The following is a 4,506-nucleotide window of genomic DNA, read 5'->3' on the forward strand; positions in this document are numbered from 1 at the left end:
CGCGGCGGACAGCCCGGCCCCGGCCCGGCGCCCGCGCAGCCGCGCCCGGCGGCTCGCGGTGGACCTGCTGCCGCCGCTGCTCACCCGGGCCATCCTCAAGGCCCGCGCGGCCGGGCGCCCCGCCGCGCGCTGATCGGCCGTCAGGCGCTGGTCAGCGACAGCTTCACCGCGAACCCGAGGAACAGTGCCCCCGCCGCCGAGGTGACCCCCGCCGACAGGCGCCTGCGGCGGCGGAAGGCGGCCGCCAGCTTCGTACCGCCGAATATCAGCCCGCTGAGGTACAGGACGCTGGCGAGCTGCGCGAACGCGCCGAGCACGACGAAGGACAGCGCCGGATGGGCGTAGCCCGGGTCGACGAACTGCACGAAGAAGGCGACGAAGAACAGGATCGCCTTGGGGTTGAACAGGCTGATGACCAGGGCCCGCCGGAACGGCCGCTCGTCACCGGCGCCCGGCGCGGCGGGCGCCGCCGCGGCCTCCCGCCGCGCCCGCCACATCCCCCACGCCGCCCGCAGCATGCCGATCGCGAGCCAGGTCAGATAGCCGGCGCCGGCGTACTTCACGATGCCGAACAGCAGGGCGTTCGCCTGTAGCAGCGAGGCCACCCCGGCCGCCGAGAGGGTCATCAGCACGATGTCGCCGCACCACACCCCCGCCGCGGCCGTGTACCCGGCGCGCACCCCGCGCCGGGCCGCGACGGACAGCACGTACAGCGAGTTGGGCCCGGGCAGCAGAATGATCAGGACAAGGCCCGCCAGATAGGTCGGGAGGTCGATGACGCCGAACATGCACAGGAGTGTCGCACGCCGGTCCGACAGCGGGGCCCATCAGAACGCGTCACGAGGAACGTACGTTCCCCAGACCTCCCGCAGGGCGGTGCACACCTCGCCCACGGTGGCCCGCGCCCGCAGCGCCTCCTTCATCGGGGGCAGCACGTTGTCCTGCCCCTCGGCGGCCTTCCGCAGCCCCGCCAGGGCCGAGGCCACCGCGCCGCGGTCACGTCCGGCGCGCAGCTCGGCCAGGCGCCGTGCCTGCCGGTCCTCGATGGCGGGGTCGACGCGCAGCGGCTCGTACGGCTCCGCCTCGTCGGTGGTGAAGCGGTTGACGCCGACCACGACCCGCTCCCCCGCGTCCGTCTCCCGGGCGATCCGGTAGGCACTGCGCTCGATCTCGCCCTTCTGGAAGCCGCGCTCGATCGCCGCGACGGACCCGCCCAGCTCCTCCACCCTCGCCATCAGGCCGGCCACGGCCGCCTCGACGTCGTCCGTCATCCGCTCGACGGCGTAGGAGCCGGCGAAGGGGTCGACGGTCGCGGTCACGTCGGTCTCGTGCGCCAGCACCTGCTGGGTGCGCAGGGCCAGCCGCGCGCTGCGGCCGGTCGGCAGGGCGATCGCCTCGTCGAAGGCGTTGGTGTGCAGGGACTGGGTGCCGCCGAGCACCGCGGCCAGCGCCTGGACGGTGACGCGGACCAGGTTCACCTCGGGCTGCTGGGCCGTCAGCTGCACACCGGCCGTCTGGGTGTGGAAGCGCAGCATCGCCGACCTGGGATCGCGCGCGCCGAACTCCTCGCGCATCACCCGGGCCCAGATCCGGCGGGCGGCACGGAACTTGGCGACCTCCTCCAGGAGCGTCGTACGGGCGACGAAGAAGAAGGACAGGCGCGGGGCGAAGTCGTCGACGTCCATGCCCGCGGCGACGGCCGTACGGACGTACTCGATGCCGTTGGCGAGGGTGAAGGCGATCTCCTGCGCGGGTGTCGCGCCCGCCTCGGCCATGTGGTAGCCGGAGATCGAGATGGTGTTCCACCGGGGGATCCCGGCCCGGCAGTACCGGAAGATGTCGGCGGTCAGCCGCAGGGACGGCTTCGGCGGGAAGATGTACGTGCCGCGCGCGATGTACTCCTTCAGCACGTCGTTCTGGATCGTGCCCGTCAGCCGGTCGGCGCGCACCCCCTGCTCCTCCGCGACCAGCTGGTAGAGGAGCAGCAGCAGCGCGGCCGGGGCGTTGATCGTCATCGACGTCGACACCTGGTCCAGCGGGATGCCGTCGAACAGCACCCGCATGTCGTCGATCGAGTCGACGGCGACGCCCACCTTGCCGACCTCGCCGTGCGCCAGGGGCGCGTCGGAGTCGTGGCCCATCTGGGTGGGCAGGTCGAACGCGACCGACAGGCCGGTCGTGCCGTGTCCGATCAGCTGCCGGTAGCGGGCGTTGGACTCCGCCGCCGTGCCGAAGCCCGCGTACTGGCGCATGGTCCAGGGGCGGCCCGTGTACATCGTCGGGTACACCCCGCGGGTGAAGGGGTACGCACCGGGTTCGCCCAGCCGCACGGCCGGGTCCCAGCCCTCCAGGGCATCCGGCCCGTACACCGGTTCGATGGGCAGTCCGGACTCCGACTCGCGCGCCATGGTGGGTGCCTTCCGCCGAGCAGTGACTCACTCCTTAGCCCACCACGATGCCGCGCCGTTCGCGGCCCGTCACGCGCGGGAAGCCATCCCACCAGGTGACACCGGAGCGCTTCGGCGAGAGGACGGGAACGGTCATGCGCGGTGCGGGTACGGGCAGGGCGGTGGCCGCGCTGGCGGCGCTGGTGACGGTGTGCGGCTGCACGGCGCAGACGGTGGGCCCGGACGGACGGCCGCGCGGACCGATCCACATCGAGATCACCCGCACCGCACCCGCCCCGCCGCCCACCTCGTCCGAAGCCGCCGAAGCCGCCGGGACCGCCGGAAAGCCGCCCGCCACGCCCGGGACCGCCGGAAAGCCGCCCGCCACGCCCGGGACCGCCGGAAAGCCGGCCGCGCCGTCCAGGGCCCCCGTGCGGCCGTCCGCCCCGGCAGCGGTCCTGTGGGCACGCGGCGACTCCGGCCGCGACGTACGCGAACTCCAGGCCAGGCTGCGACAGATCGCCTGGCTGTTCGACGGTCCGACGGGTACCTACGACGACCTGACCGTACAGGCCGTGCGGGGCTTCCAGGGCAAGCGCGGGCTGCCCCGGACCGGCAGCACGGACACGGTCACCTGGCGGCGGCTGCTGGGCATGACCCGCGAGCCGGGCCACTGGGACCTGTACCTGATGGGCGGCCAGCCCGCCGCCCCGCCCGACGCGCGCTGCCTGACCGGCCGGGTGCTGTGCATCAGCAAGACGAGCCGCACCCTGCGCTGGATGGTCGGCGGCCGTACGGTGACGACCCTGCCGGTGCGCTTCGGCTCGCGGTACACGCCCACCCGGGACGGCACCTTCGAGGTGTACTGGAAGTCCCGCCGGCACCACTCCACGCTGTACGACTCGCCGATGCCGTACGCCATGTTCTTCAGCGGCGGGCAGGCCGTGCACTACTCGCCCGACTTCGCCGCCCGGGGGTACGCCGGGGCCTCGCACGGCTGCGTCAACGTCCGGGACGAGACGGCGATCGCGCAGCTGTTCAAGGAGGTGAGGAACGGCGACAAGGTCGTCGTCCACTGGTGAGGGGGGCGCGGGCGGGACCGGGGGAACGTGTCCCGCCCGCGCTCAGGTGCACGAGCCGTAGGTACGGGGGGAACCCCGGCTCCGTGCGCGGCCGATGACCAGTCGGCTCACTCAGTACTGCGCGCACGCGGCCGAAAACGTCACACCCCGGCCGAGAAATATCTACCCGGCTGGCGAAGCCGCAGGTCAGAGCGTTGAAAGCGACGGGGCCGGGGACGGCGGCAGCGACTGTGCCCGCCTCGGCAGGTGGGCGGACCCGAACGCCGTCGGCTACGAGGAGGTGCCGGAGCGGGAGCCGCCGGTGAGCCCGGGGGCCGTGCCGCCCCCGCCGTCGCGGCCGTCCTCGGCGCCGTCGCCCTTGTCGCCGCTCTCGCCCCGGTCCTTCTCCTCGGCCTCGGCCTTGTCCTTGTCCTCGGCCTTGTCCTTCTCCTCGGCCTCGGCCTTGTCCTTGGCCTCGTCCCTGTTGGTGTCCTTGTCCCCGTCCCGGTCGTCCGGGCCGCCGACGCCGCCGAGCAGGGCGTCGCAGTACGCGCGCACGCGCGGGGAACCGCCCGCCACCTCCCCCAGGGCCCGCTCGCGGCCGGCGTCCAGGTCCTTGCCGGCGCGCAGGTCGCGGCAGGCCCGGGTGACCGTCCGCCGCCCGGCGCCGGCGGCACCCGCCGTCTCCTCGGTGTCCCCGCCGGCGGCCGGCGCGCCGTCGCCGGACGAGCCGGGGCCGTCGGGGACGCGGCCGTCCGGGGTGGCCGGGCCGGGCTGCCCGGCGCGCGGCGGCGGGGACGGGACCAGCGGACGCTCGGGCGGCTCGACGGCCGAGGCCGAGGCGGCGGGACCGGGTTCGTCGTCCCGGAGGGACGTGCCCAGCACTCCGGTTCCGGCCGCGACGGCCACCCCGCCGACCAGGACGACGGCCAGCGCCGCCGCCAGCCCCAGCCGCACCGGCCGGACCGGGCGCGGGCGGCGGGCAGCGGCCGTACGGCCGGCCGCGATGCGCACCAGCCCGGCGTCGCACGACAGCGCCCGGCCCGGCGCGTCGACGG

The 4,506-nt window shown here is 74.8% G+C and carries 3 protein-coding genes and 1 pseudogene; 1 reads left to right on the plus strand and 3 read right to left on the minus strand.

The window, feature by feature from the left end:
* Window positions 1-140 precede the first annotated feature (140 nt).
* Together leuE and ACFF45_RS35025 are read right to left on the minus strand one after the other, a co-directional pair.
* The gene (gene leuE, locus ACFF45_RS35020) at window positions 141-788 is read right to left on the minus strand and encodes a leucine efflux protein LeuE (protein WP_381351065.1); all 648 of its coding nucleotides are present in this window, start codon (window positions 786-788) and stop codon (window positions 141-143) included.
* A gap of 39 nt (window positions 789-827) precedes the next feature.
* Window positions 828-2,408 carry an acyl-CoA mutase large subunit family protein gene (locus ACFF45_RS35025; protein ID WP_381351066.1) on the minus strand — a complete coding sequence of 527 codons (1,581 nt, stop codon included), beginning with the start codon at window positions 2,406-2,408 and terminating at the stop codon, window positions 828-830.
* 134 nt (window positions 2,409-2,542) lie between these two features.
* Between ACFF45_RS35025 and ACFF45_RS35030 the strand changes: the two genes are divergently transcribed.
* A complete protein-coding gene (locus tag ACFF45_RS35030) occupies window positions 2,543-3,469 on the plus strand; it encodes a L,D-transpeptidase family protein (RefSeq protein ID WP_381351068.1) in 927 nt (308 codons plus the stop codon).
* A 270-nt stretch (window positions 3,470-3,739) separates the two neighbouring features.
* Here ACFF45_RS35030 and ACFF45_RS35035 read toward each other — a convergent pair.
* Window positions 3,740-4,506: pseudogene (locus ACFF45_RS35035) on the minus strand (hypothetical protein); the annotation flags it as partial.

This window comes from Streptomyces cinereospinus (assembly GCF_042430725.1).
In the GTDB taxonomy this organism is placed as follows: domain Bacteria; phylum Actinomycetota; class Actinomycetes; order Streptomycetales; family Streptomycetaceae; genus Streptomyces; species Streptomyces cinereospinus.

Excerpts from the sequence above, each read along its gene's own strand:
- ACFF45_RS35025 (WP_381351066.1), bottom strand. The coding sequence starts at position 2,408 with ATGGCGCGCGAGTCGGAGTCCGGACTGCCCATCGAACCGGTGTACGGG.
- leuE (WP_381351065.1), bottom strand. The coding sequence starts at position 788 with ATGTTCGGCGTCATCGACCTCCCGACCTATCTGGCGGGCCTTGTCCTG.
- ACFF45_RS35030 (WP_381351068.1), top strand. The coding sequence starts at position 2,543 with ATGCGCGGTGCGGGTACGGGCAGGGCGGTGGCCGCGCTGGCGGCGCTG.